The 24,152-nt window shown below is 61.7% G+C and carries 27 protein-coding genes; 10 read left to right on the top strand and 17 right to left on the bottom strand.

What is annotated here, in order from left to right:
* Positions 1 to 55: 55 nt before the first annotated feature.
* Complete coding sequence (locus MJP36_RS22590; protein WP_104995817.1) at positions 56 to 991, bottom strand: aspartyl/asparaginyl beta-hydroxylase domain-containing protein; 936 nt, start codon at positions 989 to 991, stop codon at positions 56 to 58.
* Positions 992 to 1,260: 269 nt separating this feature from the next.
* A complete protein-coding gene (gene cysK, locus MJP36_RS22595) occupies positions 1,261 to 2,235 on the bottom strand; it encodes a cysteine synthase A (protein ID WP_161548740.1) in 975 nt (324 codons plus the stop codon).
* Between the two features lie 125 nt (positions 2,236 to 2,360).
* Between cysK and MJP36_RS22600 the strand changes: the two genes are divergently transcribed.
* The 3 genes from MJP36_RS22600 to MJP36_RS22610 all read left to right on the top strand — a co-directional run bounded on the left by MJP36_RS22600 (position 2,361) and on the right by MJP36_RS22610 (position 5,557).
* On the top strand, positions 2,361 to 3,434 hold the full coding sequence (locus tag MJP36_RS22600) for a DUF748 domain-containing protein (RefSeq protein WP_198761401.1): 1,074 nt from the start codon (positions 2,361 to 2,363) through the stop codon (positions 3,432 to 3,434).
* A 99-nt stretch (positions 3,435 to 3,533) separates the two neighbouring features.
* The gene (locus MJP36_RS22605; protein ID WP_060753128.1) at positions 3,534 to 4,379 is read left to right on the top strand and encodes an AAA family ATPase; all 846 of its coding nucleotides are present in this window, start codon (positions 3,534 to 3,536) and stop codon (positions 4,377 to 4,379) included.
* Positions 4,379 to 5,557 carry a vWA domain-containing protein gene (locus tag MJP36_RS22610; RefSeq protein WP_244384035.1) on the top strand — a complete coding sequence of 393 codons (1,179 nt, stop codon included), beginning with the start codon at positions 4,379 to 4,381 and terminating at the stop codon, positions 5,555 to 5,557. The genes MJP36_RS22605 and MJP36_RS22610 overlap by 1 nt, the downstream gene beginning before the upstream one ends.
* Positions 5,558 to 5,641: 84 nt before the next feature.
* Here the strand turns inward: MJP36_RS22610 and MJP36_RS22615 are convergent, their stop codons facing one another.
* The 3 genes from MJP36_RS22615 to MJP36_RS22625 are packed head-to-tail and all read right to left on the bottom strand — an operon-like array spanning position 5,642 to position 8,039.
* Positions 5,642 to 6,601, bottom strand: coding sequence for a 5-oxoprolinase subunit C family protein (locus MJP36_RS22615; RefSeq protein WP_244384036.1), 960 nt, complete (start codon positions 6,599 to 6,601; stop codon positions 5,642 to 5,644).
* Positions 6,598 to 7,302 (bottom strand): 5-oxoprolinase subunit B family protein, encoded by a 705-nt coding sequence (locus MJP36_RS22620; RefSeq protein ID WP_244384037.1) that lies wholly within the window; start codon positions 7,300 to 7,302, stop codon positions 6,598 to 6,600. Before MJP36_RS22620 ends, MJP36_RS22615 begins: the two co-directional genes overlap by 4 nt.
* Complete coding sequence (locus tag MJP36_RS22625; protein WP_244384038.1) at positions 7,299 to 8,039, bottom strand: 5-oxoprolinase subunit PxpA; 741 nt, start codon at positions 8,037 to 8,039, stop codon at positions 7,299 to 7,301. The genes MJP36_RS22620 and MJP36_RS22625 overlap by 4 nt, the downstream gene beginning before the upstream one ends.
* 174 nt (positions 8,040 to 8,213) lie before the next feature.
* On the opposite strand from MJP36_RS22625, the gene MJP36_RS22630 reads away from it, so the two are divergent.
* Positions 8,214 to 9,125 (top strand): LysR family transcriptional regulator, encoded by a 912-nt coding sequence (locus MJP36_RS22630; RefSeq protein WP_244384039.1) that lies wholly within the window; start codon positions 8,214 to 8,216, stop codon positions 9,123 to 9,125.
* A gap of 250 nt (positions 9,126 to 9,375) precedes the next feature.
* Here MJP36_RS22630 and MJP36_RS22635 read toward each other — a convergent pair whose 3' ends face one another.
* The 3 genes from MJP36_RS22635 to MJP36_RS22645 are packed head-to-tail and all read right to left on the bottom strand — an operon-like array spanning position 9,376 to position 11,198.
* Positions 9,376 to 9,918, bottom strand: a complete 543-nt coding sequence (locus MJP36_RS22635) for a DUF2937 family protein (RefSeq protein ID WP_060753122.1) — start codon at positions 9,916 to 9,918, stop codon at positions 9,376 to 9,378.
* An 11-nt stretch (positions 9,919 to 9,929) separates the two neighbouring features.
* Entirely contained in the window at positions 9,930 to 10,706 is a 777-nt protein-coding gene (locus tag MJP36_RS22640) for a class II glutamine amidotransferase (RefSeq protein ID WP_090366180.1), read from the bottom strand.
* Positions 10,707 to 10,736: 30 nt separating this feature from the next.
* Entirely contained in the window at positions 10,737 to 11,198 is a 462-nt protein-coding gene (locus MJP36_RS22645) for a hypothetical protein (protein WP_060753120.1), read from the bottom strand.
* A gap of 90 nt (positions 11,199 to 11,288) precedes the next feature.
* Between MJP36_RS22645 and MJP36_RS22650 the strand changes: the two genes are divergently transcribed.
* Positions 11,289 to 13,331 (top strand): S9 family peptidase, encoded by a 2,043-nt coding sequence (locus tag MJP36_RS22650; protein WP_244384040.1) that lies wholly within the window; start codon positions 11,289 to 11,291, stop codon positions 13,329 to 13,331.
* On the opposite strand, the gene MJP36_RS22655 is transcribed toward MJP36_RS22650, so the two are convergent.
* Positions 13,328 to 13,612 (bottom strand): hypothetical protein, encoded by a 285-nt coding sequence (locus MJP36_RS22655; RefSeq protein ID WP_060753118.1) that lies wholly within the window; start codon positions 13,610 to 13,612, stop codon positions 13,328 to 13,330. The genes MJP36_RS22650 and MJP36_RS22655 overlap by 4 nt on opposite strands.
* 78 nt (positions 13,613 to 13,690) lie before the next feature.
* On the opposite strand from MJP36_RS22655, the gene MJP36_RS22660 reads away from it, so the two are divergent.
* Positions 13,691 to 14,377, top strand: a complete 687-nt coding sequence (locus MJP36_RS22660) for a spermine/spermidine synthase domain-containing protein (protein WP_060753117.1) — start codon at positions 13,691 to 13,693, stop codon at positions 14,375 to 14,377.
* A gap of 10 nt (positions 14,378 to 14,387) precedes the next feature.
* On the opposite strand, the gene MJP36_RS22665 is transcribed toward MJP36_RS22660, so the two are convergent.
* Positions 14,388 to 15,308, bottom strand: a complete 921-nt coding sequence (locus tag MJP36_RS22665) for a ParB/Srx family N-terminal domain-containing protein (protein ID WP_060753116.1) — start codon at positions 15,306 to 15,308, stop codon at positions 14,388 to 14,390.
* A 98-nt stretch (positions 15,309 to 15,406) separates the two neighbouring features.
* Between MJP36_RS22665 and MJP36_RS22670 the strand changes: the two genes are divergently transcribed.
* From MJP36_RS22670 to MJP36_RS22680, 3 genes are all read left to right on the top strand, one after another.
* Positions 15,407 to 15,781 carry a YajD family HNH nuclease gene (locus MJP36_RS22670; RefSeq protein WP_010212122.1) on the top strand — a complete coding sequence of 125 codons (375 nt, stop codon included), beginning with the start codon at positions 15,407 to 15,409 and terminating at the stop codon, positions 15,779 to 15,781.
* Positions 15,782 to 15,965: 184 nt separating this feature from the next.
* Positions 15,966 to 16,433: an RNA methyltransferase gene (locus MJP36_RS22675; protein ID WP_003189607.1), complete on the top strand. Its 468-nt coding sequence runs from the start codon at positions 15,966 to 15,968 to the stop codon at positions 16,431 to 16,433.
* Between the two features lie 67 nt (positions 16,434 to 16,500).
* Positions 16,501 to 16,851: a YgaP family membrane protein gene (locus MJP36_RS22680; RefSeq protein ID WP_244384041.1), complete on the top strand. Its 351-nt coding sequence runs from the start codon at positions 16,501 to 16,503 to the stop codon at positions 16,849 to 16,851.
* A 42-nt stretch (positions 16,852 to 16,893) separates the two neighbouring features.
* Here MJP36_RS22680 and MJP36_RS22685 read toward each other — a convergent pair whose 3' ends face one another.
* Together MJP36_RS22685 and MJP36_RS22690 are read right to left on the bottom strand one after the other, a co-directional pair.
* The gene (locus tag MJP36_RS22685; protein ID WP_161549691.1) at positions 16,894 to 18,114 is read right to left on the bottom strand and encodes a hypothetical protein; all 1,221 of its coding nucleotides are present in this window, start codon (positions 18,112 to 18,114) and stop codon (positions 16,894 to 16,896) included.
* Between the two features lie 13 nt (positions 18,115 to 18,127).
* A complete protein-coding gene (locus MJP36_RS22690; RefSeq protein ID WP_060753112.1) occupies positions 18,128 to 18,577 on the bottom strand; it encodes a YcgN family cysteine cluster protein in 450 nt (149 codons plus the stop codon).
* A gap of 153 nt (positions 18,578 to 18,730) precedes the next feature.
* Here MJP36_RS22690 and MJP36_RS22695 point away from each other — a divergent pair, with 153 nt between their 5' ends.
* Positions 18,731 to 19,315 carry a nitroreductase family protein gene (locus MJP36_RS22695; RefSeq protein WP_060753111.1) on the top strand — a complete coding sequence of 195 codons (585 nt, stop codon included), beginning with the start codon at positions 18,731 to 18,733 and terminating at the stop codon, positions 19,313 to 19,315.
* 163 nt (positions 19,316 to 19,478) lie between these two features.
* On the opposite strand, the gene MJP36_RS22700 is transcribed toward MJP36_RS22695, so the two are convergent.
* From MJP36_RS22700 to MJP36_RS22720, 5 genes are all read right to left on the bottom strand, one after another.
* Entirely contained in the window at positions 19,479 to 20,411 is a 933-nt protein-coding gene (locus MJP36_RS22700) for a D-2-hydroxyacid dehydrogenase (protein WP_104995809.1), read from the bottom strand.
* A gap of 107 nt (positions 20,412 to 20,518) precedes the next feature.
* Positions 20,519 to 20,812 carry a YcgL domain-containing protein gene (locus MJP36_RS22705; RefSeq protein WP_060753109.1) on the bottom strand — a complete coding sequence of 98 codons (294 nt, stop codon included), beginning with the start codon at positions 20,810 to 20,812 and terminating at the stop codon, positions 20,519 to 20,521.
* Complete coding sequence (gene rnd, locus MJP36_RS22710) at positions 20,809 to 21,942, bottom strand: ribonuclease D (RefSeq protein WP_090366191.1); 1,134 nt, start codon at positions 21,940 to 21,942, stop codon at positions 20,809 to 20,811. The genes MJP36_RS22705 and rnd overlap by 4 nt, the downstream gene beginning before the upstream one ends.
* Before the next feature lie 122 nt (positions 21,943 to 22,064).
* Entirely contained in the window at positions 22,065 to 22,664 is a 600-nt protein-coding gene (locus tag MJP36_RS22715; RefSeq protein WP_244384042.1) for a class I SAM-dependent methyltransferase, read from the bottom strand.
* A 101-nt stretch (positions 22,665 to 22,765) separates the two neighbouring features.
* The gene (locus tag MJP36_RS22720; RefSeq protein ID WP_244384043.1) at positions 22,766 to 24,136 is read right to left on the bottom strand and encodes a glutamine synthetase family protein; all 1,371 of its coding nucleotides are present in this window, start codon (positions 24,134 to 24,136) and stop codon (positions 22,766 to 22,768) included.
* Positions 24,137 to 24,152: the final 16 nt, after the last annotated feature.

A 24,152-nucleotide genomic window follows, 5' to 3' on the forward strand; every position in this document is an offset into this window, starting at 1 on the left:
CCTGACCCACCGCTATCGGGAGCAAGCCCCCTCCCACTTTTTTACTGTGTTGCGATCAGAACAACCAGCGCCACAGCAATACCAGTACCACGATAGCCAGCACCGGCCGCGCAACACGGTAGGCCTTGGGATGCTTGCGCTTCCACTGCTTGACCACACCACTGAACTTGTCGCTGAAAGTCTTGCTCCAGGCATAGGCCTGGTTGATCCCACCTACGCGCTCGTCATCCAGGTTCTGCGGCGCGGTGGCGCGGCCCAGTTGCTTGCTGACCCAGCGGTTGACGCGGGTCATCAGGCGGTTGCTCAGCGGGCGCTCGATGTCGCAGAACAGGATGACGCGGGTCTGTTCGGTTTCGTTCTTCACCCAGTGCACATAGGTTTCGTCGAACATTACGTCTTCACCGTCGCGCCAGGCATAGATCTGGCCGTCGACAAAGATGCGGCAATCGTCGGAGTTCGGCGTGGACAGGCCCAGGTGATAACGCAGGGAACCGGCAAACGGGTCGCGGTGCGGGTTCAGGTGGCTGCCGCCCGGCAACAGCGCGAACATTGCGCCCTTGACGTTAGGGATGCTGCTCACCAGCGCCACGGTTTTCGGGCACAGTGCCTCGGCCGACGGCAGCGGTTTGTCGTACCACTTGAGGTAGAAACGCTTCCAGCCTTTTTTGAAGAACGAGCCGAAACCGGCGTCGTTGTTCTTTTCGGCGGCGCGGATGTAACCCTCGTCGAACAGGTGCATGGCCTCTTCGCGGATCACTTCCCAGTTGTCCTTGAGCACATCCAGTTCGGGGAACTTGCTGCGGTCCAGGTAGGGTTTGGACGGCACCGCCGAAAACAGGTACATCAAGGCGTTATAAGGGGCGAACAGCGCCGAATGGTTGACGAACTGACGCAACACCGGCAAACGCGCCTTGCCGCGCAAATGCACGTACAGAATGCTGCCGATAAAAAGCGACAGCACCGACAGTTTGGCGGCCAAAGAAAAGGTCATGCAGCAACTCCTGGAAATAAGCGCCTGGCCAACAGCAGACGTAGCAGCCGGCCATGATAAACACTTGAGCCAGTATGCAGAAGGCCCAGGTCGACCGGCTGACCTACATCAACCCCCTTGGATAAAGACTTGTAGTGAGCGGGCTTGCCCCGCGCTGGGGGGCGAAGCCGCCCTAAATCCAGACACCTCGGTCTTTCTAAAACACCGCGGCGTCCTTGTTGGGGCGGCTGCGCCCCCCAGCGCGGGGCAAGCCCGCTCACTACAGGCGATCAAGCCTGGTTCTCTTGCTCGGTAAACAAATCACTGAACAGCATGCTCGACAGGTAGCGCTCACCGGAGTCCGGCAGGATCACCACGATGGTCTTGCCTTGCATTTCCGGTTTCTCGGCCAGGCGTACGGCCACCGCCATGGCGGCGCCACAGGAAATACCGCACAGGATCCCCTCCTCCTGCATCAGGCGCAGGGCCATGGCCTTGGACTCATCGTCGGTCACCAGTTCGACGCGGTCGACCATCGACAAATCGAGGTTTTTCGGCACGAAACCGGCGCCGATCCCCTGGATTTTATGCGGGCTGGGCTTGATCTCTTCACCAGCCAGCGCCTGAGTGATCACCGGCGAGATGATCGGCTCGACGGCCACCGACACAATCGGCTTACCGACCGTCTTCTTGATATACCGCGACACGCCAGTGATGGTGCCGCCGGTGCCCACACCTGCCACAAGCACATCCACGGCGCCGTCGGTGTCGTTCCAGATTTCCGGGCCGGTGGTTTTTTCGTGGATCGCCGGGTTGGCCGGGTTTTCGAACTGGCCCGGCATAAAGTACTGGGACGGATCGCTGGCAACGATTTCGCCGGCTTTTTCGATGGCGCCCTTCATGCCTTTGGCCGGCTCGGTCAGCACCAGTTCGGCGCCGAGCGCCTTGAGCACCTTACGGCGTTCGATGCTCATGGACGACGGCATGGTCAGCAGCAGTTTGTAGCCACGGGCCGCGGCAACAAAGGCCAGGCCAATGCCAGTGTTGCCGGATGTCGGCTCGACAATGGTCATGCCCGGCTTGAGTTTGCCGGTGCTCTCGGCGTCCCAGATCATATTCGCGCCAATGCGGCACTTCACCGAATAGCCCGGGTTACGCCCCTCGATCTTGGCCAGGATAGTCACGCCACGCGGTGCGATGCGGTTGATCTGTACCAGGGGCGTATTACCGATGGAGTGCGCGTTGTCTGCAAAGATGCGGCTCATGACGGGTCCTTAAAGCAATTTGAACAATGGCCCCAAGGGTATGCCTCGTCATCCGAGGCGTCCAGTCAGAGGAACGTTGCGCCCACGCCAAAGGTCCATCGCCTATACCGTTGGAGAACCTCACTATGAAACGTCGCTACAGTGGGCTGCTATGGATCGTCGCCGTACTGGTGGTGCTGTTGATCGCCCTGGACCTGGCCCTGCCCTATCTGGTGCGCAATTACCTCAATGACAAGCTCGCCGACATGGGCGATTACCGTGGCCAGGTCACTGATGTGGACGTGGCGCTGTGGCGCGGCGCGTACCGGATCAACGGCTTGCAGATCGTCAAGGTCGACGGCAAGGTGCCGGTGCCGTTCGTCAAGGCGCCGGTGATCGATCTGTCGGTGAGCTGGCATTCGCTGTGGTACGACCACGCCGTGGTGGCCGAGGTGCAGTTCTCCCAGCCGGAGCTGAATTTTGTCGACGGCGGCAACCAGCAATCCTCGCAGACCGGTAAGGGCACCGACTGGCGTGAACAGTTGGGCAAACTGTTGCCGATCACGCTCAACGAAGTGCGCATTCAGGACGGCAAGATCGCCTTCCACAACTTCACCTCCAAGCCGCCGGTGAATATCAAGGCCAGTTCGGTGAACGCCAGTTTCTACAACCTGACCAATGTGGTCGACGTCCAGGGCAAGCGTGACGCCAGCTTCGAAGGCAAAGCCCTGTTGCAGGGCCAGGCTCCGCTGGAAGCCTCCGCCACCTTTGACCCGTTGAGCAATTTCGAAGATTTCGAATTCCGTTTCCGCGCCAAAGACCTGCAACTCAAGCGTATGAACGAGTTTGCCTCGGCCTACGGTAAATTCGACTTCAAGGCCGGCACCGGCGATGTGGTGGTCGAGGCCCAGGCCGAAAAAGGCCAGTTGAAAGGCTATATCAAGCCGCTGCTGCGCGATGTTGAGGTATTCGACTGGCAGCAGGACGTCGAGAACAAGGACAAGAACATCTTCCGCTCGATCTGGGAAGCCGTGGTCGGCGCCAGCGAAACCGTATTGAAGAACCAGAACAAAAACCAGTTTGCCACCCGCGTAGAGTTAAGCGGCAGCGTGCACCAGCAAAATATCAGCGCGTTCTCCGCGTTTTTGGCGATTTTGCGCAACGGTTTCATCCAAGCCTTCAATGCGCGGTATGAACAACCCAAACCCTCGGCGAATTGAATGTGACCGGTCATTCAGAGACTGAATAATCCGCCTGCGTTCACAGTCGCCGGGGCTGCGCGGTATAGTCCGGGCATAGATGAATTCGAGGAATGACCGATGAAGTTCGAAGGCACCCAGGCCTACGTTGCCACCGACGACTTGAAACTGGCCGTCAACGCTGCGATTACTTTGGAACGCCCGTTGCTGGTCAAGGGCGAACCGGGCACCGGCAAGACCATGCTCGCCGAGCAACTGGCCGAATCCTTCGGCGCCAAGCTGATCACCTGGCACATCAAATCCACCACCAAGGCCCACCAGGGCCTGTACGAGTACGATGCGGTCAGCCGCCTGCGCGACTCGCAGTTGGGCGTGGATAAAGTCCACGACGTGCGCAACTACCTGAAGAAGGGCAAGCTCTGGGAAGCCTTCGAATCCGAAGAACGCGTCATCCTGCTGATCGACGAAATCGACAAGGCTGACATCGAGTTCCCCAACGACCTGCTGCAAGAACTCGACAAGATGGAGTTCTACGTCTACGAAATCGACGAGACCATCAAGGCCAAAAAACGCCCGATCATCATCATTACCTCCAACAACGAAAAAGAACTGCCGGACGCCTTCCTGCGCCGCTGCTTCTTCCATTACATCGCCTTCCCCGACCGCACCACCCTGCAAAAAATCGTGGATGTGCACTACCCCGATATCAAGAAAGAACTGGTCAGCGAAGCGCTGGACGTATTCTTCGATGTGCGAAAAGTCCCGGGCCTGAAGAAAAAACCTTCCACTTCCGAACTGGTCGACTGGCTTAAACTGCTGATGGCCGACAACATCGGCGAGGCCGTGCTGCGCGAGCGCGACCCGACCAAGGCCATTCCGCCCCTGGCCGGCGCCCTGGTGAAGAACGAGCAGGACGTTCAGTTGCTGGAACGCTTGGCCTTCATGAGCCGTCGCGGTAATCGATAATGTTGCTCAACCTGTTCAATGAGATGCGTGCAGCCAAGGTGCCGGTGTCGGTACGCGAGCTGCTCGACCTGATCAACGCCCTGAAACAGCGGGTGACCTTCGCTGACATGGACGAGTTTTACTACTTGGCCCGGGCGATTCTGGTCAAGGACGAACGGCATTACGACAAGTTCGACCGCGCCTTCGGTGCCTACTTCAACGGCCTGGAAAAACTCGATGACCATCTGCAGGCGCTGATCCCGGAAGACTGGCTGCGCAAGGAGTTCGAACGCTCGCTGAGCGATGAGGAACGCGCGCAGATCCAGTCCCTGGGCGGCCTCGACAAATTGATCGAGGAATTCAAGAAACGCCTGGAAGAACAGAAAGAACGCCACGCCGGCGGCAACAAGTGGATCGGCACCGGCGGCACCAGCCCCTTCGGCTCCGGTGGTTACAACCCGGAAGGTATCCGCGTCGGCGATGCGGGCAAGCGCCAGGGCAAAGCCGTGAAGGTATGGGACCAGCGTGAGTACAAGAACCTCGACGATCAGGTCGAGCTGGGCACGCGCAACATCAAGATCGCGCTGCGCCGCCTGCGCAAGTTCGCCCGTCAAGGCGCGGCGGAAGAGCTGGACATCGACGGTACCATCGACCACACCGCCCGCGATGCCGGCCTGCTGAATATCCAGATGCGTCCGGAGCGGCGCAACACCATCAAGCTGCTGTTGCTGTTCGATATCGGCGGCTCGATGGACGCCCATGTGAAGATCTGCGAAGAGTTGTTTTCCGCGTGCAAGACCGAGTTCAAGCACCTGGAGTACTTCTACTTCCATAACTTTGTGTACGAGTCGGTGTGGAAGAACAACCAGCGTCGCACCTCGGAACGCACGTCCACACAAGACCTGCTGCATAAGTACGGCGCGGATTACAAAGTGATTTTTATCGGCGACGCGTCAATGGCGCCCTACGAAATCACGCAAGCCGGTGGCAGCGTCGAGCACTGGAACGAGGAGCCTGGATATGTGTGGATGCAGCGCTTCATGGCCAAGTACAAGAAGCTGATCTGGATTAACCCGTATCCGAAGGACACGTGGGGCTATACGGCGTCGACCGGGATTGTGCGGGAGTTGGTGGAAGATCAGATGTATCCGCTGACCCTGCGCGGGCTCGAAGAAGGCATGCGCTTTCTCTCCAAATAAACACGCCTCCTGAGATCCAATGTGGGAGGGGGGCTTGCTCCCGATGGCGGTGGCTCAGTACCTGATGGGCTGACTGACACACTGCTATCGGGAGCAAGCCCCCTCCCACATTTTGATCCCAGTGTCTTTTAGACCGTGGCCAGCCGCAGTAAAAAGTCGACATGCTGCCGGTGCGCAGTCTCCTGCACCACCGGCGTCAACCTCACCGTTTCCCCCGGCAGGCACTGCGCCAATCGCGCCAGCGCCAACGGCGTCAAGGCACCCAGGCGCGGATACCCCCCCAATCGTCTGTCGATCATTAAGCAACACAATCGGCTGCCCATCCGGCGGCACCTGGATCGCCCCCAACGGAATCCCTTCGGAAATCAATGACGGCCCCAGGTACTGCAACGGCGTGCCCAGCAGGCGCATACCCATGCGGTCGGCGCGGCTGTCGAGGGTCCATTCGCTGTTGAACGCATCAAACAGGCTTTGGCCGCTGAACTGGCCGATCTGCGCACCGACGATCACCTCCAGCGGCGCCTTGGCGGGCAAGGCAGGATCAGCCAACACCCTCATCGCCCCGCCGACACCGGAATAAGCCAGGCGACCGCCTTGGGCCAACGCCTTGCCGAAACCGTCCGGGCCGCCCAGCTCCTCGCGCACGACCGTGGCGCAGCTGCCCAACACCGGCGGCGCATCGAACCCGCCCGGTGCCGCCAGGTAAGCCCGGGCGCCACTGGACGGCTGGGTGAAGCGCAGCCGCTGGCCCTTTTGCAGGATAAAACTGCGGCCTGGGCTGATCGCGCGCTCATCGATATACGCGCCCAGATCCGCCCCGGCCAACGCCAGCAGGCAATAATCCTCGGCCTGCAGGGTAAAGCCGCCCAAGGTGATTTCCACTACCGGCGCATCCAGCGCATTGCCCAGCAGCCAATTGGCCCAGGACATCGAGACCCAATCCAGCGCCCCGCCCTGCGTCACGCCCAGGTGGCGCACACCAAAGCGGCCCGCATCCTGCAACAGGCACAGCGGCGTGCTGGCCTCGATCAACAAGTGGCTCATGCCTGCGCCTCCAACGGCGTGTCGTCGCCACCCAGGTTGATGAATTCGGCGTGGTCGACCGGCTCGAAACGCACCATGTCGCCGGGCTGTATCAGGCTGTAACCGTCACGTTCGCGGTCGAAGAGTTTGGCCGGGGTGCGCCCGATCAGGTTCCAGCCGCCGGGGGAGACCACCGGGTAGGCGGCGGTTTGCCGTTCAGCGATGCCGACGCTCCCCGCCGCGATGCGTTTGCGCGGCGTATTGAGGCGCGGTGTGGCGAGGATTTCATCGACCAGCCCCATGAACGCGAACCCCGGGGCAAAGCCGAGGGCGAACACCTGGTATTCATGGGCGCTGTGACGGCGGATCACCTCCTCAACCGCCAGGCCACTGCGCCGGCGGAGCAACGTCAGCTCCGGGCCCACGCTCAGGTCGTACCACACCGGCAGCACATGGGCTTGGCCGCTGCCCTGAACCTGAGGTTGCAGGTCAGTCAATGCCAGGTCGATCAACTCGCGTGCCTGGGCCGGGCTGAGCGCCGTGAGATCGTAATGCACCATCAAGGTGGTGTAAGACGGCACCAGATCCACCAGCGCCGCGCCGAACCTCTCGCGCAAGCGCTGAGTGGCGGCGAGCATCCACGGCATATTGGCTTCGGCAATCACGTCGAACAGACGCACCATCAAGCCGTCAATGGCGACCACTTCAATGCGTGGCTTCATGCTGACTTCAACGCCTCGCGGATGCGTTGTACCGCAGCGATCGAACTGGCGTTATCGCCATGCACGCACAAGGTGTTGGCCTGCAAGATCAAGGCGCTGCCGTCGCTGGCCGTCAGGGCTGCGCCACGGGAAATAGTCAGGGCCTGCTGCAAGATCGTGTCGGAGTCGTGATGCACCGCCCCCGGCAACTGACGCGAAACCAGGTGGCCCTTGGCGTCGTAGGCGCGGTCGGCGAACGCTTCAAACCACAGGATCACACCGTATTCATCACCCAGCGCCTGGGCCGCGCTGTTGTCGCGGGTGGCCAGCAGCATCAGCGGCAAATCGCCATAAGCCGCCACGGCCTGGATCACTGCACGCAGTTGCGCGGGGTTGGCCATCATGTCGTTGTACATCGCCCCATGGGGTTTGACGTAGCTGACCCGTCCACCCTGGGCGCGACAAATGCCATCGAGAGCGCCGATCTGATAATGCAGCAGGTCCTGGATCTCCTGGGCCGTGTAGGCCATGGAGCGACGGCCGAAGCCTTGCAGGTCCTGGTAGGCCGGGTGTGCACCGACTTGCACGCCATGCTTGAACGCCAGGCTGACGGTCTTGCGCATGATGCTCGGGTCGCCGGCATGAAAACCGCAGGCCACGTTGGCGCAATCGATGAACGGCATGACCTCGGCATCCAGACCCATGGTCCAGTTACCGAAGCTTTCGCCGATATCGCAATTCAATAACAGACGGCTCACGGTGGGCGCTCCTGTAGGCGTTGTTTTTTTGTAGTGTGGGATTTTTTACCCGGAACTCGCAACTTGTCCTCATACCCCAACGACGCTTATCGTGGAATGGCTCGATTTTTGGCGTTTGCCCGGTGCGGCGTCCAACTAATAAAAACCGATCCATGCATAAGAAAAGTTGATCCCATGAATTTGAAGTTCCTCGAAACCTTCGTCTGGGTGGCCAAGCTCAAGAGCTTTCGACTGACCGCCGAGAAGCTGTTCACGACCCAGGCCTCGATTTCCAGCCGCATTGCGGTGTTGGAAAGCGAGCTGGGTGTGAAGCTGTTGCTGCGCGACTCACGGGGCGTGAGCCTGACCCCGGAAGGCTTGAAGGTGCTCGATTACGCCGAGCAAATGATGGGGACCATACAAGAGCTGAAGCGGTCCCTGGAAACCACCAGCAGCAAGGTCGGGCGCATTCGGATCGGCGTGATGGACACTGTCATCCACACCTGGCTGAGCCCGTTGGTGGCGGAACTGATGGATCATTTTCCGCTGGTGGAAATCGAGTTGATCGCCGATACCGCATTGAACCTCAGCGATCAGCTGCAAAAAGGCTTTCTCGATCTGATCCTGCAAACCGACCTGCTGCGCCTGGAAACCGTGCGCAGCCTGGAACTGGCCAGCCACCCCATGGCCTGGATCGTCGCCAGCCACTCGATTTACCACCGCGACTACGCCTCCCTCGCCGAACTGGCCCAGGAGCGCATCATTACCTACTCGAAAAATTCCCACCCGCACCAGGACGTGCTGAGCCTGATGCAGGCCAACGGCGTGGCCGCGCCACGGATGAACTGTGTGAATTCGGTGTCGGCGATTACCCGTTTGCTGCGCGATGGCTTCGGCATCGGGGCGCTACCGCCGGTGCTGGTCAGCGAGGAATTGGCGCGGGGGGAATTGGTGATGTTGCCCATGACGCAAAAACTGCCGAACTTGCAGGTGGTGGTGTCGTGGCGTGTGGGAGTGGAGTTGGTGGAGGAGATTGTGGGGTTGTGCCAGACAGTCGTGGCCCGTTATGCCGAGGAAGTCGGCGAGGAGCGGATGGTCCTGAGCTGAAACGGTGGGAGGGGGCAAGCCCTAATGCTCGTCAGTCAAGAGAACCTGCCGCGACCAAGCTCTGTAGTGAGCGGGCTTGCCCCGCGCTGGGTGGCAAAGCCGCCCCAACAAAGACGCCGCGGTATTTCAGGAGGACCGAGGTGCCTGGGTTTGGGGCGGCTGCGCCACCCAGCGCGGGGCAAGCCCGCTCACTACAGATGATGTGTTCTACATCCGCCATTTAACTGACTGGCATTAGTACCGCATCATGTCAGAGACCCTTGAGGTCGCGCTCTTCAATCGGCCGGCTCTGGCGCATGCGCTTGCCGCCCAGCACGATCCAGTCGATCAAGCGATACAGGCACTCCAAGCCGAACGACAACAACATCGCCCCACCCAGCCCCCAGCCCATGGCTTCGGGCGTGAGCAGGATCTGGTAGCTGTAGCCGTTCCAGGTTTCCCGACGAATGTCCGGGTCGGCGGCCACCGCCACTTGCAGGGCGCGGATATACCACGGGCCTTGCATGGCCTGGAATTGCTTGTCCAACGCCACCTGGCGGTCGAGCAAGGTACCCAGACTGTTGGCATCGCTGCGGAACACCGGGTCGTCGCTGGCGCGGTAATGCGCCACCAATGCCTGCAAGTCGCCGTTGAAGAACTGTTGCGCGGTGGCATCGAAGCCACGCAGGCCGGTCTGGGCTTCGATCAAGTGAGCTTCGACGCGCTTGGCATAGTCGTTGATAAACCCCGGTACTTGCACACCGACCAGCAAGCCAATGGCAAACAGTACCAACCGCAGATAACTGAGCAACATGGTCGATATCCTTACTCGGTGACACCCTGGCTGACGCATTCACCGCGTCGCCACAGGCTCCATTGGCCCGGTTCGTAGCGGGTCCAGTTTTCGTTGTCGGTCAAAGGTTCGGTGGCGATGACCGTGACCACGTCATCGGGCGTGGTTTCGGCCTGAAAATCGACGATCACGTCGACATCCTTCAAGCGCGCCGGGCCGAAAGGGGCGCGCCGGGTGATCTGTGCCAGTTTGGTCGAGCAGTAGCAAAACAGCCAGTCGCCGTCACTGAGCAGGCAGTTGAACACGCCTTTGCTGCGGTATTCGGCACAAGCGGCGATCAGGTCAGGCAAGACCTGTTCGATCTCCACAGGTTCGGGGAAGGCCTCACGCACGCGGTTGAGCAAGTCGCAGAATGCCGCTTCGCTGTCGGTATCGCCCACCGGCCGGTAGAACGTGGCGCGGGGGTTGAAGTCCGCCAGCTGGCCGTTGTGCGCAAAACACCAGTTGCGCCCCCACAGTTCGCGCACGAACGGGTGGGTATTGGACAGGCACACCTTGCCCACGTTGGCCTGGCGGATATGACCAATCACCACTTCACTTTTGATGGGATAACGCTGCACCAGCAAGGCGACTTCCGACTCACTGCTGGCAGCCGGGTCCTGGAACAGGCGCAGGCCACGGCCTTCATAGAAAGCAATGCCCCAGCCATCACGGTGGGGGCCGGTGCGTCCGCCGCGCTGCATCAGCCCGGTAAAACTGAATACGATATCGGTGGGGACGTTGGCACTCATGCCCATCAATTCACACATGCCAGGGCTCTCGCTGCAGGGCGGACGACGTCAAAGGCGCGGCTCGACCCGTACACCACTGACCGGTGCCGGGCGGCGCAAGGGTTCCTCGTCGTCCTGCTCGGCGGCCAACGCGGCATCGACCGCCGCCTTGCGCTCGCGACGGGCATTGGCGGCGCGCTCGATGGGCCAGCGGATCAACACAAACACGAGATACACGGCAAACGCGATCATCGTGTACATGAACAGATCGGAAATGGCCCGCCAGGCGTTATTGCCGACCTTGAGCACCAGGTCCATGGCGGTGATGGCCACCGCCGGGGCGAACTGGGTCTTGACCGGGTCGACGATGGTCGGGCTGAACAGCAACACGGCCATCAGCAATTGCAGCGGCTCGCGCAGCCAACGCCAGATCCAGCGGGTCAGGCGCCACCATACCAACAGGCAGCCCAAAGCGGCGAAGGCGTAAAGGCCCCAAGCGATCAGATAGTCGTTCTCGGTCATGGTGTCCATGGCAAGGTAGGCAAACAGGCGGCTATGATAACGGCTTTTGCGCGTCTCGGCTGCAATGCCTGCGACCCTGCGCCAGACGGAGAGTATTCCATGCCTATAGCGACCGCCCCGATTGCCCGCAAGGGTCAAGGCCCAGACCCTTACGCCTGGCTGCAAGAGCGTGACAACCCCGAGGTACTCGATTACCTCAAGGCTGAAAACGCCTGGCAGGAAGCACAGCTCGCCGACCAGAAAGCCCTGCGCGAAACCCTGTTCGAAGAAATCAAGGGGCGCATCCTGGAAACCGACCTCTCCCTGCCCTCGCCCTGGGGACCGTACCTGTATTACACACGGACCACCGCGGGTGACGAATACGCTCGCCACTATCGCTGCCGCCGCCCGGCGGATGACAGTCACCAAGTGGATGAGAGCAGCGAAGAGCTGCTGCTTGATCCCAACGCGCTGGCCAAGGGTGGTTTCTTCTCCCTCGGCGCCTTCAGCATCAGCCCGGACCATCAGCGCCTGGCCTACAGCGTGGATACCAGCGGTGAAGAGATCTACACCCTGTACGTGAAGGAATTGGCCACCGACAAAGTCAGCGAACTGGAGTTCGAAAACTGCGACGGCAGCATGACCTGGGCCAATGACAGCCTGACCCTGTTTTTCGGCGAACTGGACGATACCCATCGCCCGCACAAACTGTATCGCTATCGCCTGGACGGCACGGCGGCGCAGGAAGTGTTCCACGAGCCCGACGGACGTTTCTTCCTGCATTGCTACCGCTCCAGCTCCGAGCGCCAGCTGCTGCTGGCCCTGGGCAGCAAGACCACCAGCGAGACCTGGGCATTGGACGCCGACCACCCAGAGCAGGACTTCACCTGCCTGGCGCCACGGGTCGAGGACCATGAATACGATGTCGACCACGGCCAGCGTGACGGCGAGTGGACCTGGTTTATCCGCAGCAACCGCGACGGCATCAACTACGCACTGTTCGTCGCCGCCGACACCGGCAGCGTGCCCGACGAGGCCGACTGGCAGAACCTGATCCCCCACAGCGACGAGGTCATGCTCGACGGTGTGAGCCTGAACGCCGGCGCCATGACCCTCAGCCTGCGCATCGGCGGCCTGCCGGTGATCGAAGTGCACCCTCAGGGCATGCCGACGTACCGCGTGGAATTACCCGACGCTGCCTATAGCCTCTACGTACAAAACAGCCTGGAATTTCCAAGCGACAAGATCCGCCTGCGCTACGAAGCGCTGAATCGCCCGGCCCAGGTCCGTCAGCTCGAACTGGCGACAGGCGCGCAAACGGTGCTCAAGGAGACCCCGGTGCTCGGCGCATTCAACGCCGATGACTACGTCAGCCAGCGCCTGTGGGCGACCTCCGTCGACGGCACCCAGGTGCCGATCAGCCTGGTGGTCAAGCGTGACCAGCTCGGTAAAACCACACCGCTGTACCTCTACGGCTACGGCGCCTATGGTTCGAGCCTGGACCCGTGGTTTTCGCATGCGCGCCTGAGCCTGCTCGACCGTGGCGTCGCCTTTGCCATTGCCCATGTGCGCGGCGGTGGCGAGCTGGGGGAAGCGTGGTATCGCAACGGCAAGCAGGCGCACAAGCAGAATACCTTCAGCGACTTTATCGCCTGCGCCGAGCACCTGATCGCCCAGGGCCTGACCACATCCAGACAATTGGCGATCAGCGGCGGCAGCGCCGGTGGCCTGTTGATCGGCGCGGTACTCAACCAGCGCCCGGAGCTGTTCCAGGCGGCGATTGCCGAAGTGCCGTTCGTCGACGTGCTCAACACCATGCTCGACCCGGAGCTGCCATTGACCATCACCGAGTACGACGAGTGGGGCAACCCTGAAGAGCCCGAGGTCTACGCACGCCTCAAGGCTTACGCGCCTTACGAAAACGTCAGCGCGCAAGCCTACCCGGCCACCTTGGTGATCGCCGGCTACAACGACAGCCGCGTGCAGTACTGGGAAGCCGCCAAGTGGGTGGCCAAGCTGCGTGACACCAAGACGGACGACAACCTGCTGCTGCTCAAGACCGAACTGGGCGCCGGCCATGGCGGCATGAGTGGCCGGTACCAGGGACTGCGTGACGTGGCGCTTGAATACGGTTTTGTGTTCAAGGCCCTGGGGTTGGCCTAACCGCCGGGCGTCTTCGGCTTGCTGTCGCTCTGTTGCAGGCCAGGCACCGTCTGGTCTTTCGGCGGCGTGGGCAACACAATCGGCTCCAGCGCGGGCGAGCCGTTGACAGTGGCCTTGGGCGCGGCGGGCGGGCTGACTTGCGGATACAACGTGGGGGTCGGTGTGCCCGGGGCACCTGGGGTTGGCGCGGGTGCGACCGGCACGGTTTGCGCCTCTTGCGCCTGCGCCGTACCCAATGTGAGCGCGCCCAGCACAATGGCCGTTAGAATGTTGCACTTCATCGATGGCTCCATGGCCTGACCGGAATACCGTAAGGCTACTCCCAACCGCGCAAGAATGCCCTTCTCAATGAGATTTCCATGAAACGTTTCGTTCTGCTGGACACCACCCCAATCCCCGACAACGGCGGTGCCTTGTGCCTGTTCGAATATGGCGAGGATTTCGTCATCAAGATTCAGGGGGGCGATGGCGGCCAGTTGATGAATACGCGCATGCACGGCTCCGAGGATGCGCTGGCGGAAATTCCCTGCCGCAAGGTCGCCGGCCGTGCGGGTTCACGCGTATTGATCGGCGGCCTGGGCATGGGCTTTACCCTGGCCTCGGCCCTCAAGCACCTGGGCAAGACGGCCGAAGTGGTGGTCGCGGAGTTGGTACCGGGCGTGGTCGAGTGGAACCGCGGCCCGCTCGGGGAAAAGTCCGGGCGCCCGTTGCTGGACCCGCGCACGGTGATCCGCCTGGAGGACGTGGCCAAGGTGCTGCAAGCCGAGCCCCAGGGCTTTGACGCGATCATGCTCGATGTGGACAACGGTCCCGAAGGCCTGACGCAAAAGGCCAATAGCTGGTTGTATTCCGCCGCCGGCCTGGCCGCCTGCGCCAAGGCCCTGCGCCCCAAAGGCGTGCTGGCCGTGTGGTCGGCCAGCGCCGACAGGCTGTTCAGCGACAAACTGCGCAAGGCCGGGTTCAAGGCCGAAGAAGTGCAAGTCTTTGCCCATGGCAACAAGGGCACCCGGCATACCATCTGGATTGCGGAAAAAATCAAAGGTTGAACACAGAGGGTCAGTTCAGGGACTTGCGGTAATCGATCACGTACGGCACTTTCTTGTCGAACGTCTTTTCCAGCTCGTTGCGGTCCAGCTGGGTCATGCCGCCCAGTTGATGTGCGGTAAAACCGCTGTCACCGACCGGTGAGCCCGGTGCCAGGCTGACCATACGCTTGGCCACCGCTTCAATGGCATCCTTGTAGCCGCCCTTCTTGTCCAGGTTGTAGGCGCCCAGGTCGATCTGGGTGCGCAGCCAGTTGCCCCAGTAGAACTCCAGGAATTCCGGCGCGATGGCGCCATCGTCCGGCTTGCCGTAGGCGGCCTTGCGGGTGAAATACACCAGGCTGCGGAAAGTGTCGTCCTGCAGGTTCTTGAAGCCCAGGTGCGCCGGCAATTTCGCGGGCGACAACGCCTGGCCCTGGTTGTCCTTGAGCCAGACCTTGCGCGACGCCTGCATGCGCTGCCAGAAAGCTGCCATGTCCGGGCTGCCGCTGAAATCATCGGTGACCTTGACCCACATTTTCAGCTTGGGACCGCCGCCGGGCACTTCCCACAAGGTGGTGAAGCTGTGGTGACCGTCGGTGAGGTACAACTGGCCGGCCGGGCCGACGACCACGGTTTTCATGTCTTCGGGATGGGCGCCCACCGGGTCCTTGCAGGTGAAACTGCTCGGTTGGTGCAGGTCGGCCTTTTTCGGCACTTTGTCGGCGGCGCCCTGGCCATTGGTCTCGCAGTACTCATCGAAGACCTTGGCCGGCTTGTCGGCGAACAAGCCGAGGCTGTAGTAGATCTGGTCAAAACCCACCACAGCCTGAGTCGGGTGCAATTGTTCAAGGGCAACCTCGATCACCTGCCCCGGTTTGGGTGTGGAGAACGCCTGGGCCTGGGCGGTGACGACACACAGCAGTAACGCAACAATCCATGAATGCAGACGCATGAGTTTCAGATCCTTGTATGTAAAGTGAAGCAGTCATTTACAGCGCGAGCGGCTAGAATCAACCCTATCCGTGAACCCGCAAATAGCCAGGAGCCATGATGAGCTCGACCAACCCGCCCTCCCACACCGCCAAGCTGGATCGCATCCTCGCCGACGCCCAGCGCGACCGGGAAATGGGCTACCGCGACAAAGCCTTGAAGATGTACCCACACGTATGCGGTCGCTGCGCCCGGGAGTTTTCCGGAAAACGCTTGAGTGAACTGACAGTACACCACCGCAACCATAACCATGATGACAACCCCCAGGATGGCTCCAACTGGGAGCTGCTGTGCCTGTATTGCCACGACAACGAACACTCGCGCTACACCGACCAGCAGTACTTCGGCGACGGCTCCACCAGCAGCCCGACCATTGCCAAGGCCACCCATAACCCGTTTGCGGCGTTGGCCGGGTTGATGAAGAAGGACGACTGATAAATAGGGGTTGTCGATGCCGGCCTCATCGGGAGCAAGTCGAATCTTCGCACCGCCCCTCCCATATTTGACGGGATTCACCCCATCAAATGTGGGAGGGGGCTTGCTCCCGATAGCGATCGCCCAAGCACTACAGCAGGCCGAGGCCGTATAATCGCGGTTTTTCTGCAAGGCACATTTTCCCGTGGGCAATAAACGCTACAGCTGCATCGGTCTGTATAACCCCAAATCCCCCGAGAACGTCGGCTCGGTGATGCGTGCCGCCGGCTGCTACGGCGTGGCCTCGGTGTTCTACACCGGCGTGCGTTACGAGCGCGCCCGGGACTTCATCACCGATACCAAGAAGGTCCACCACGACATTCCCCTGATCGGCATCGATGACTTGAAAAAGATCCTGCCCCTGGGCTGTATCCCGGTCGCCGTGGAACTGGTGGAAGGCGCCCGCCCGCTGCCCGAATACACTCACCCCGACCGCGCGCTGTACATCTTCGGCCCCGAAGATGGCTCCCTCGACAAAGAGATTCGTGACTGGTGTGAGGACGTGGTGTACATCCCGACTACCGGCTGCATGAACCTCGCCGCCACGGTCAACGTGGTGCTCTACGATCGCCTGGCCAAGGGCAACAACACCCGTTCAGGCCCCAAGTATTAATTTTCCGGGAACATCCGGCGCGTGCAAACAGTCAGCTATTTACACTTGCCCTTGTTGGAGAGAGATCATGAGCGACAGCAAATACCTGCGACCGGCGATCGAACACGCCCCACTCGACACACAGCCCACCCAGAACGTGCACGGCTGGGAACGTATCGGTTCGGTGGCCGGCGGCGTGATGATGGTCGGCAAAGGCCTGCGCCGTGGCGGGATTTTCGGCTTGATCCAAGTGGCAATCGGCGGCGTGGCGCTGGTCCGTGGTTTTACCGGGCACAGCTCGCTCAAGGACAAGCTGGAGCAGGGTCGCCAGGAAATGAACAGCGTGCGCACGAAGATCGAGCGTGCCGGCCAAGAGTTGAAGAACCTCAAGACCAAGGCGGAAGTCGCCGCAGAAAAAGCCACCAAGACTGCTGGTTAATCGCCGCCCCCTTCCACACTTTGATCGGTACATGACTGGGGATCAACGCAACAGCTTGGTCTCCAGCACCACCGACGACTCGCCGATCACACTTTCAGCCAATTGCACGAACTGCGCAGTGGTGATGCTGTTCACCCGCATGACCGCTTGTGCCAGATCGTCCAGCGAACGCTTGTTGTGGGTTTTCACGCGGATTTCGCGGTCGAGCTCCTGCAACAGCAGCACCGCCTGGGCCACCGCCCCGGCGCTGATGTGCTCGCCGCGCAATGTGCTGACGCCCTTGCCGTCCTTGCCCAACCGCGCCTGTATGGCCGCGTAGCGCTCATCGGTGATACCTCCGGCGCGCCGCATCAGCTCGATCGCGTAATACTCGCCCAGGCCCTCGCGAATCCAATCGCTGCTGTCGTGATCATTGAAGCGGCCGATGGCCTGCACCACTTCGCGGATCAGCGGGCTGCTGCCGTTTTCGCTGACCAGTGGCGTGCGACTGCTGAGATAGATCGAATCACGCGATGCCACCACGCCCCGGCGCATCGGGTCGTTGGCGCCCACGATCAACAGTTTCGCTGGATGGCGCGGAAACGCCGCTTCCACTTGCGGCCAGACGAATGTCAGCAGCGTCAAAACATCCATGCGGCGCATGCCCTGGCCCTTGGGCGAGGCCACGGTGACTTCGGTTGCACCCAGCCGTATGCGACGGCTGCCGAGGGTGCCGGCGAGCATCCAGCCGGTGGGGCGGTCGAACAGGCGGGAGACGTTATCGACGCGAAATTTGTTTTTACCGATGCGCGGCCAGGCGGTTTCGATGCTCTTCCAACCGGAGGGCAATTCGAACACCAGGCGCGAAACCAACTCGGTTCCGTCCTGTTGGTCGAGCCGAGCGGTTGGCACCAGGTCTTCACCGCGCAGCAGCGCCCAGTTGGGCGTCATCCGTGTTTCATAGACACCGGGCTTGCGGGCATGGGTAAGGCGCACGCGGTAGGTCAGGCTGGACTTGTCGGCACTGGGCTGCCAGAGGCCGCGGCTGCCGGTGACGGTCCACTGACCGTCGGCCTTGAAATCGCTGTAATCGCCCGCGCGCCCCAGGTCCAGGTTGAGGCTGCGCACCGCCGAGCCTTGGGACAGGCTCACGCGCACTTCGGCCTGATCGCTCTGGGGCAGCAACTTGACGTGATAATCCAGGTCGACTTTGTTCGCACACCACGCCGACATGCTCAGCGCCAGCAACACCAGGCTTGCCGCCAGCTTGGTTCCCCCCCGCATACACACTCCTTGGTCAACCGGCACGGAAGATCAGGTAATCCTCCCAGTCGTCTTCGGGCACGCTGCCTTCGCTGAGCATGCGCCCGGACTGGGAAATGCGTTCGTGATGGACCGCATCGCGGTCACCGCAGACCAGGTGGTGCCACAGCGGCAGGTCTTTGCGCTCGCTGACCAGGCGGTAGGCGCAGGTCGGCGGCAGCCATTTGAACTGATCAGCCTGGCCCGGCGTGAGCTGGATGCAATCAGGCACCGAGGCGCGACGGTTGGGGTAGTCGGTGCACTGGCAGGTTTTCAAGTCGAGGAGTTTGCAGGCGATACGCGTGTAATAAACACTGTTGTCGTCTTCATCCTCGAGCTTTTGCAGGCAGCACAGGCCACAGCCGTCGCACAACGACTCCCACTCCTCCTGGTCGAGGTGTTCAAGGGTTTTGCGTATCCAGAAAGGTTCGACTTTGGCGGCCATGGCTCTACATCAACATCATCGGTGAAAAGGCCGCCAGTCTAGTGCCCAAGCCCCTTGGGGCCAAGCGCTTACGACTGGCGGTGCGACCAGACTTGTCAGTCTAGTCGCCGCGCAGTAGCTTTGAGCACCGAATTGACGATCAGGAACTTGCCCATGAGCCGTGTTGCCGACTACCCGATTCACACCCAATTCACCGACCGCTGGTCGCCCCGGGCCTTTACCGGCGAAAGCATTCCGCAAGAGACGCTGCTGAGCTTTTTCGAAGCCGCACGCTGGGCACCGTCGGCCTACAACTCACAGCCGTGGCGCTTCCTGTATGCGCGTCGCGACACGCCGAACTGGGAGCGCTTCCTGAGCCTGCTCAATGAATTCAACCGGGGCTGGGCACAGCACGCGTCGGCCTTGGTGATCATCGCCTCGAAAACCGACTTCATCGCCCCCGGCGCCAGCGAAGAAACCCCGGCACTGTGGCACACCTTTGACACCGGTTCTGCCTGGGGTCACCTGGCCCTGCAAGCCAGTCTCGCCGGCTGGCACACCCACGGCATGGCCGGCTTCGATCAGGAACTGACGCGCAAGGAGCTGAAGATTCCGCAAGGTTATGCGCTGCACGCCGCCGTGGCCGTGGGCAAACTGGGCGATAAATCGACCTTGCCTGAATACCTGCAAGGCCGTGAAGCGCCGAGCTCGCGCCGGCCGTTGAGCGAGCTGATCTGCGAGGGTGACTTCAGCCTCTGACGCTATGTGGAAGGGGCAAGCCCTGATGCCAGTCAGTTAAAGATTAACGCGGTCACTGTGGGAGGGGGCTTGCTCCCGATAGGCCGCGCAGCGGCCTCAAAAATGGGCCTGCTACGCAGGCCATCGGGAGCAGGCCCCCTCCCACAATGTGTTCCGAGTGCAGTCAGTAACCGCGCGCGAAATCCACTTCCCCGCGCAACGCCTGCTTGGCCTGATACGCCCGCAGGTTCTGCACAAACAACGCCACCATCTTCGCAGGCGACGTCGGCGCCGAACTGTGCCCGGTCAGCAGCAGGCCCCAGGCGGTCCAGAACGGGTGGCGCTGCGGCAACGGTTCCTGGCGGCACACGTCGATCACCGCGCCGGCCAGGTGCCCTTCTTTCAACGCCTCGACCAGATCGGCATCGACCACCGCCACGCCGCGCCCGACGTTGATGAACAACGCGGTCGGCTTGAATTGCTTGAACAGCGCCGCGTCGTACAGGTCATGGGTGTCGGGCGTGTTGGGCAGCAGGTTGACCACGTAGTCCACCTCCCCCACCAACCGGCCCAATTGATCGAGCGCGGCCACTTCAATAAATGGCGCCTGCTCACGTGCGGTGCTGGCGATACCGTAGAGCTCGACGCCAAACGGCAACAGAAACTCTGCCACGCTCTGGCCGATATCGCCGGTACCGACTACCAGCACTTTGCGCCCCGCCAGGCTCTGGCCCAGGCGGTTGTCCCATTTGCGCTCGACCTGGCTGACCAGCCGCGCCAGCACTTCACGCTCATGGCCCAGCATGTAGGTGAGTACAAACTCGGCCATGACCTGGCCAAAGATGCCGACCGCACGGGTCAGGCGATAGTTGCGCGGCAAGCCTTCGGCCAGTAGCGGCGTGATACCCGCCCAGGTCGATTGCAACCATTGCGGCTGGTGGCCCTGACGCAACAGGGTCGCCAGCAGGTCCGGCTGGCCCAGCCACACCGGGCAATCGGCGGCCAGGCGCGACAGTTCGGCGGAATCGCCGCTGGTCAATACTTCAAGGTCCGGAGCCGCTGCGCGCAGCAGTTGGGCGTAGAGCGGGTGATCCTGTTCAGCAATCAGAACACGCATGGTTCAAACCTTTCAAAAACAGTGCAGACGGCCGCCCGCATCCTTACGGCCACCGCCAACTAATACGAGTCCATGGAAGAAGGTGCCCTGAACCGGGCACTGATCGATTACACCGGGTCGTTGCGGCGCAGCAGCTCTTCGGGCAAGTGTTCGATGTACTCGTCCTCGGCCGGCGGCATTTGCAGGTGGTAGCCCTGCTTGTCGAGGTTTTCCAGGACTTGCACGATGTCTTCCTGTTGCAGCTTGCGCTCGGGCGTCAGCACCAGGTCGAACGCGTGCACCGGCTTGCCGAACACCGTGACCAAACCCTCGGGCACGCGCTCCAAAGCATCGCTTTTGAGTACGTAGAGGTACATGCCGGCACGTTTTGGGCTGCGGTAGATGGAGCAAATACGTTTCAAGGCTGTTCTCCGGCAGTGGCCAGGCTGTCAAGCAGCGCCTGGCCCATCAACTCGCGGCGCCAGCCACGCAGCGAGTCTGGCAATTGGTAAGGCCCATCGGGGTAGCCACTCTTGACCAGGGCTTCGAGGGTTTTCTTGCGCAGCATCAGTTCCGGCGCCATCTCCAGGCGTTCGGCGAACGCCTGGCCCTGGGCACGCAGTGCTTTGATCAGCGCGGCAGCCTCGACCGGCAAGGGTTCTGCAACGGCAGGCGGCCATTGGTCCGCGGGCACGCTAGCGGCACGTTTGATCAGGTCCAGCAGGAACTGGCCATCCTGACGCACGGTGCGCGGGTGCATGTCTTCGATCTTGCCCAGGGCGGCGAGGTTATCCGGCTGGGTTTTGGCCAGGGGCCATAACGAATGTTCGCGAATGATGCGGTTGCGCGGCAGGTCACGCGCGCGGGCCTGCTGTTCGCGCCAGGCGCACAGTTCGCGCAGGACCGCCAGCTGGGCGCGGGACAGTTTCCACGCCAGCTTGGCCTCGCGGTACACCTCGTACGGGTCGACTTCGCGGCGCAGGTTGGCCACCAGTTCGGCGCCGTCTTCCAGCACCCAGGCGTACTTGTCGGCAGACAGTTGCGGGCGCAGGCGCGTGTAGACCTCGGCCAGGTGCACGGCGTCTTCGGCGGCGTAGCTCACTTGGGTCTCGGACAATGGCCGCTGCAGCCAGTCCGAGCGGGTCTCGCCCTTGGGCAACTCGATATCGAGCACGGCGTGCACCAGGCGCGAGTAGCCCATGGAAAAACCAAGGTTCAGGTAGGCCGCGGCCAATTGGGTGTCGAACAACGGCACCGGCAGGCTGCCGGTCAGGCGCAACAGCACTTCGAGGTCTTCGCTGCAGGCATGCACCACCTTGATCACCGCTGGGTTTTCCAGCAAGGCGGCCAACGGTTGCCAGTTGTCGATGGTCAGGGGGTCGATCAGGTAAGCGCGGACGCCATCACCAATCTGGATCAGCCCGGCAATGGGATAAAAAGTGTCGACCCGCATGAATTCGGTGTCGAGGGCAACGAATGGCAACTGCTGCCATTCGGCGCAATGCTGGCCGAGGCTATCGTTGTCGCAGATCCAGTGAATATCGATGGCCACACGGCTCTCCCTTGAAGAATGGCGCGCAGTATATATCGCGAAAGGGGCTTGCGAGCATTCGCAGTGCACACACGATCATGAAAACTCCGACAAGAAATGGAGAATAGTCCGACGAGCGGGACTTATCCTCTCTTACGCAGAACGTAGACCCGCCATAACTGGGAGCCTGGGAGGAATTCCTGGTAATTCAGGATCTTGAAACCGGCCTGACGGAATTCGCCCTCCACCGGCGCGCGTGCGCTCACCGAGACGATCACCGTGTCACGGCTGACCCGATGAAACTCTTGCAGCAAGGCCAGGCGCACCTCGCTGTCGTGGACGTGGCGAAACAATTCCAGGCAGAAAATGCAGTCCACCGCATTCGCCGACAAGCCAATGGAAAACGCTGATCCCTGGAAGGTCTTGATCCGCTTGAGCAACGTCGCCGGATGATGGGTGCGGGCGTGGTCGAGCATGGCCTGCGAGCTGTCCGAGGCCAGGATCACCCGGTTGACGTGTTCGCCCAGCACCGGCCAGAACCGCCCCGAGCCGCAGGCTAGGTCGAGGATCAGCCCCGGCTCGCCGGCCACGCTCAACGCATGGCGCACCAGCCGCGCAGTCCGCCACGCGGCCAGGCGCTGCAACAGCCTTGGCGGACGGGTGTCACCGCACACCCGGGCATGTTCACGGTCACAGCGCTCGGTGAATTCGATCTCGATGGAGGATGGTGAATGTGGCGACATCGCGGGCTCATGTAAGCGAAACGGTAGTAAGCGTCCTTGATTCACAGCTTAACCATCGCAACGTGAAAAAAAGGTCGAAACCGTCACGACTAAAACGCCCTTCAGGCCTGGTTCAGGTACCAGCGCCAATCCTGCTCACCCACCTCCCCCATGAACTGACGATATTCGGCGCGCTTGACCGCCAGGAACACCCCGAGGAACTCACGGCCGAAAGCCTCCTGTGCCCAGGTTGACGCTTCCAATGCACGCAGGGTGGTGAGCCAGTCGGTGGGCAGGAGCTGCGTGGCCTGGGCGTAGCCATTACCTTGCACCGCAGCGCCGGGGTCGCATTGTTCGCGGATGCCCCGATGGATACCGGCCAGAATCGCGGCGGCAGCCAGGTAAGGGTTGGCATCGGCGCCGCAGATGCGGTGCTCGATATGGCGCGAGTTCGCCGGGCCGCCAGGGATGCGCAGGCTGACAGTGCGGTTGTCCACCCCCCAGGTGGCGGCCAGCGGCGCGTAGCTGTTGGTCTGGAAACGACGGTAGGAGTTGGCGTTGGGGCAGAACATCAGCAGCGAGTCGAGCAAGGTGCCGAGCATGCCGCCCACCGCCTGGCGCAGCAGCGGTGTGCCGTCGGCCGCGTCGCTGGCAAACAGGTTGTGACCCTGGGCGTCCGCCAGGCTGACGTGCATGTGCATGCCGGTGCCCGCCAGGTCGTCGAACGGCTTGGCCATGAAGCAGGCGGTCATGCCGTGTCGGTGAGCCACGCCCTTGACCAGGCGTTTGTAGCGCACCGCTTCGTCCATGGCTTGCAACGCATCGGCGCGATGCTCCAGGGTGATTTCCACCTGGCCCGGGGCATATTCGGAGATCGCCGTACGCGCCGGGATGCCCTGCAATTTGCAGGCACTGTAGAGGTCGGCGAGAAACGGCTCGATCTGCTCCAGCTCGCGCAGGCCATACACCTGGGTCGAGCGTGGGCGACTGCCGTCCGCATCCCGCGCCGGTTGCGGGCGGCCGTTGCGGTCGGGCTTCTGGTCGAGCAGGTAGAACTCCAGTTCCGCCGCCATCACCGGGTAGTATCCATCGGCGTTCAACCCCTGGATGACCTTGGCCAGCAAATGCCGGGGGTCGGCCACGGTGGCCGGCAAGCCTTCGGTGGGGTGCATGCTGACTTGCACCGCCGCCGTCGGGATCAGCCGCCATGGCATCCGCTGCAAGCTGCCGCTGACCGGGTAGGCGCGGCAGTCGATATCACCGACATCCCACACCAACCCGGAGTTTTCCACGTCATCACCGTTGATGGTCAGGCCAAGGATGGTACTGGGCAGCGGCCGGCCGCTTTGGTACACCGCCAGCAGTTCATCGCGGTGCAGCAACTTGCCGCGCGGTACACCGTTGTTGTCGAGGATAAACAGCTCGAACATCTCGATGTCCGGGTTATGTTCAAGGAACGCTTGGGCTTCGTGCAGGCTGGCAAAAACACTCATGGCAATTCTCATACGT

The sequence above is a fragment of the Pseudomonas palleroniana genome, assembly GCF_022836895.1.
Classification (GTDB): Bacteria; Pseudomonadota; Gammaproteobacteria; order Pseudomonadales; family Pseudomonadaceae; genus Aquipseudomonas; species Aquipseudomonas palleroniana.

Bases quoted from the DNA above. Each gene is read 5' to 3' on its own strand.
- MJP36_RS22590 (WP_104995817.1), bottom strand. From the start codon at position 991: ATGACCTTTTCTTTGGCCGCCAAACTGTCGGTGCTGTCGCTTTTTATC.
- cysK (WP_161548740.1), bottom strand. From the start codon at position 2,235: ATGAGCCGCATCTTTGCAGACAACGCGCACTCCATCGGTAATACGCCC.
- MJP36_RS22600 (WP_198761401.1), top strand. From the start codon at position 2,361: ATGAAACGTCGCTACAGTGGGCTGCTATGGATCGTCGCCGTACTGGTG.
- MJP36_RS22605 (WP_060753128.1), top strand. From the start codon at position 3,534: ATGAAGTTCGAAGGCACCCAGGCCTACGTTGCCACCGACGACTTGAAA.
- MJP36_RS22610 (WP_244384035.1), top strand. From the start codon at position 4,379: ATGTTGCTCAACCTGTTCAATGAGATGCGTGCAGCCAAGGTGCCGGTG.
- MJP36_RS22615 (WP_244384036.1), bottom strand. From the start codon at position 6,601: ATGAGCCACTTGTTGATCGAGGCCAGCACGCCGCTGTGCCTGTTGCAG.
- MJP36_RS22620 (WP_244384037.1), bottom strand. From the start codon at position 7,302: ATGAAGCCACGCATTGAAGTGGTCGCCATTGACGGCTTGATGGTGCGT.
- MJP36_RS22630 (WP_244384039.1), top strand. From the start codon at position 8,214: ATGAATTTGAAGTTCCTCGAAACCTTCGTCTGGGTGGCCAAGCTCAAG.
- MJP36_RS22635 (WP_060753122.1), bottom strand. From the start codon at position 9,918: ATGTTGCTCAGTTATCTGCGGTTGGTACTGTTTGCCATTGGCTTGCTG.
- MJP36_RS22640 (WP_090366180.1), bottom strand. From the start codon at position 10,706: ATGTGTGAATTGATGGGCATGAGTGCCAACGTCCCCACCGATATCGTA.
- MJP36_RS22645 (WP_060753120.1), bottom strand. From the start codon at position 11,198: ATGGACACCATGACCGAGAACGACTATCTGATCGCTTGGGGCCTTTAC.
- MJP36_RS22650 (WP_244384040.1), top strand. From the start codon at position 11,289: ATGCCTATAGCGACCGCCCCGATTGCCCGCAAGGGTCAAGGCCCAGAC.
- MJP36_RS22655 (WP_060753118.1), bottom strand. From the start codon at position 13,612: ATGAAGTGCAACATTCTAACGGCCATTGTGCTGGGCGCGCTCACATTG.
- MJP36_RS22660 (WP_060753117.1), top strand. From the start codon at position 13,691: ATGAAACGTTTCGTTCTGCTGGACACCACCCCAATCCCCGACAACGGC.
- MJP36_RS22665 (WP_060753116.1), bottom strand. From the start codon at position 15,308: ATGCGTCTGCATTCATGGATTGTTGCGTTACTGCTGTGTGTCGTCACC.
- MJP36_RS22670 (WP_010212122.1), top strand. From the start codon at position 15,407: ATGAGCTCGACCAACCCGCCCTCCCACACCGCCAAGCTGGATCGCATC.
- MJP36_RS22680 (WP_244384041.1), top strand. From the start codon at position 16,501: ATGAGCGACAGCAAATACCTGCGACCGGCGATCGAACACGCCCCACTC.
- MJP36_RS22685 (WP_161549691.1), bottom strand. From the start codon at position 18,114: ATGCGGGGGGGAACCAAGCTGGCGGCAAGCCTGGTGTTGCTGGCGCTG.
- MJP36_RS22690 (WP_060753112.1), bottom strand. From the start codon at position 18,577: ATGGCCGCCAAAGTCGAACCTTTCTGGATACGCAAAACCCTTGAACAC.
- MJP36_RS22695 (WP_060753111.1), top strand. From the start codon at position 18,731: ATGAGCCGTGTTGCCGACTACCCGATTCACACCCAATTCACCGACCGC.
- MJP36_RS22700 (WP_104995809.1), bottom strand. From the start codon at position 20,411: ATGCGTGTTCTGATTGCTGAACAGGATCACCCGCTCTACGCCCAACTG.
- MJP36_RS22715 (WP_244384042.1), bottom strand. From the start codon at position 22,664: ATGTCGCCACATTCACCATCCTCCATCGAGATCGAATTCACCGAGCGC.
- MJP36_RS22720 (WP_244384043.1), bottom strand. From the start codon at position 24,136: ATGAGTGTTTTTGCCAGCCTGCACGAAGCCCAAGCGTTCCTTGAACAT.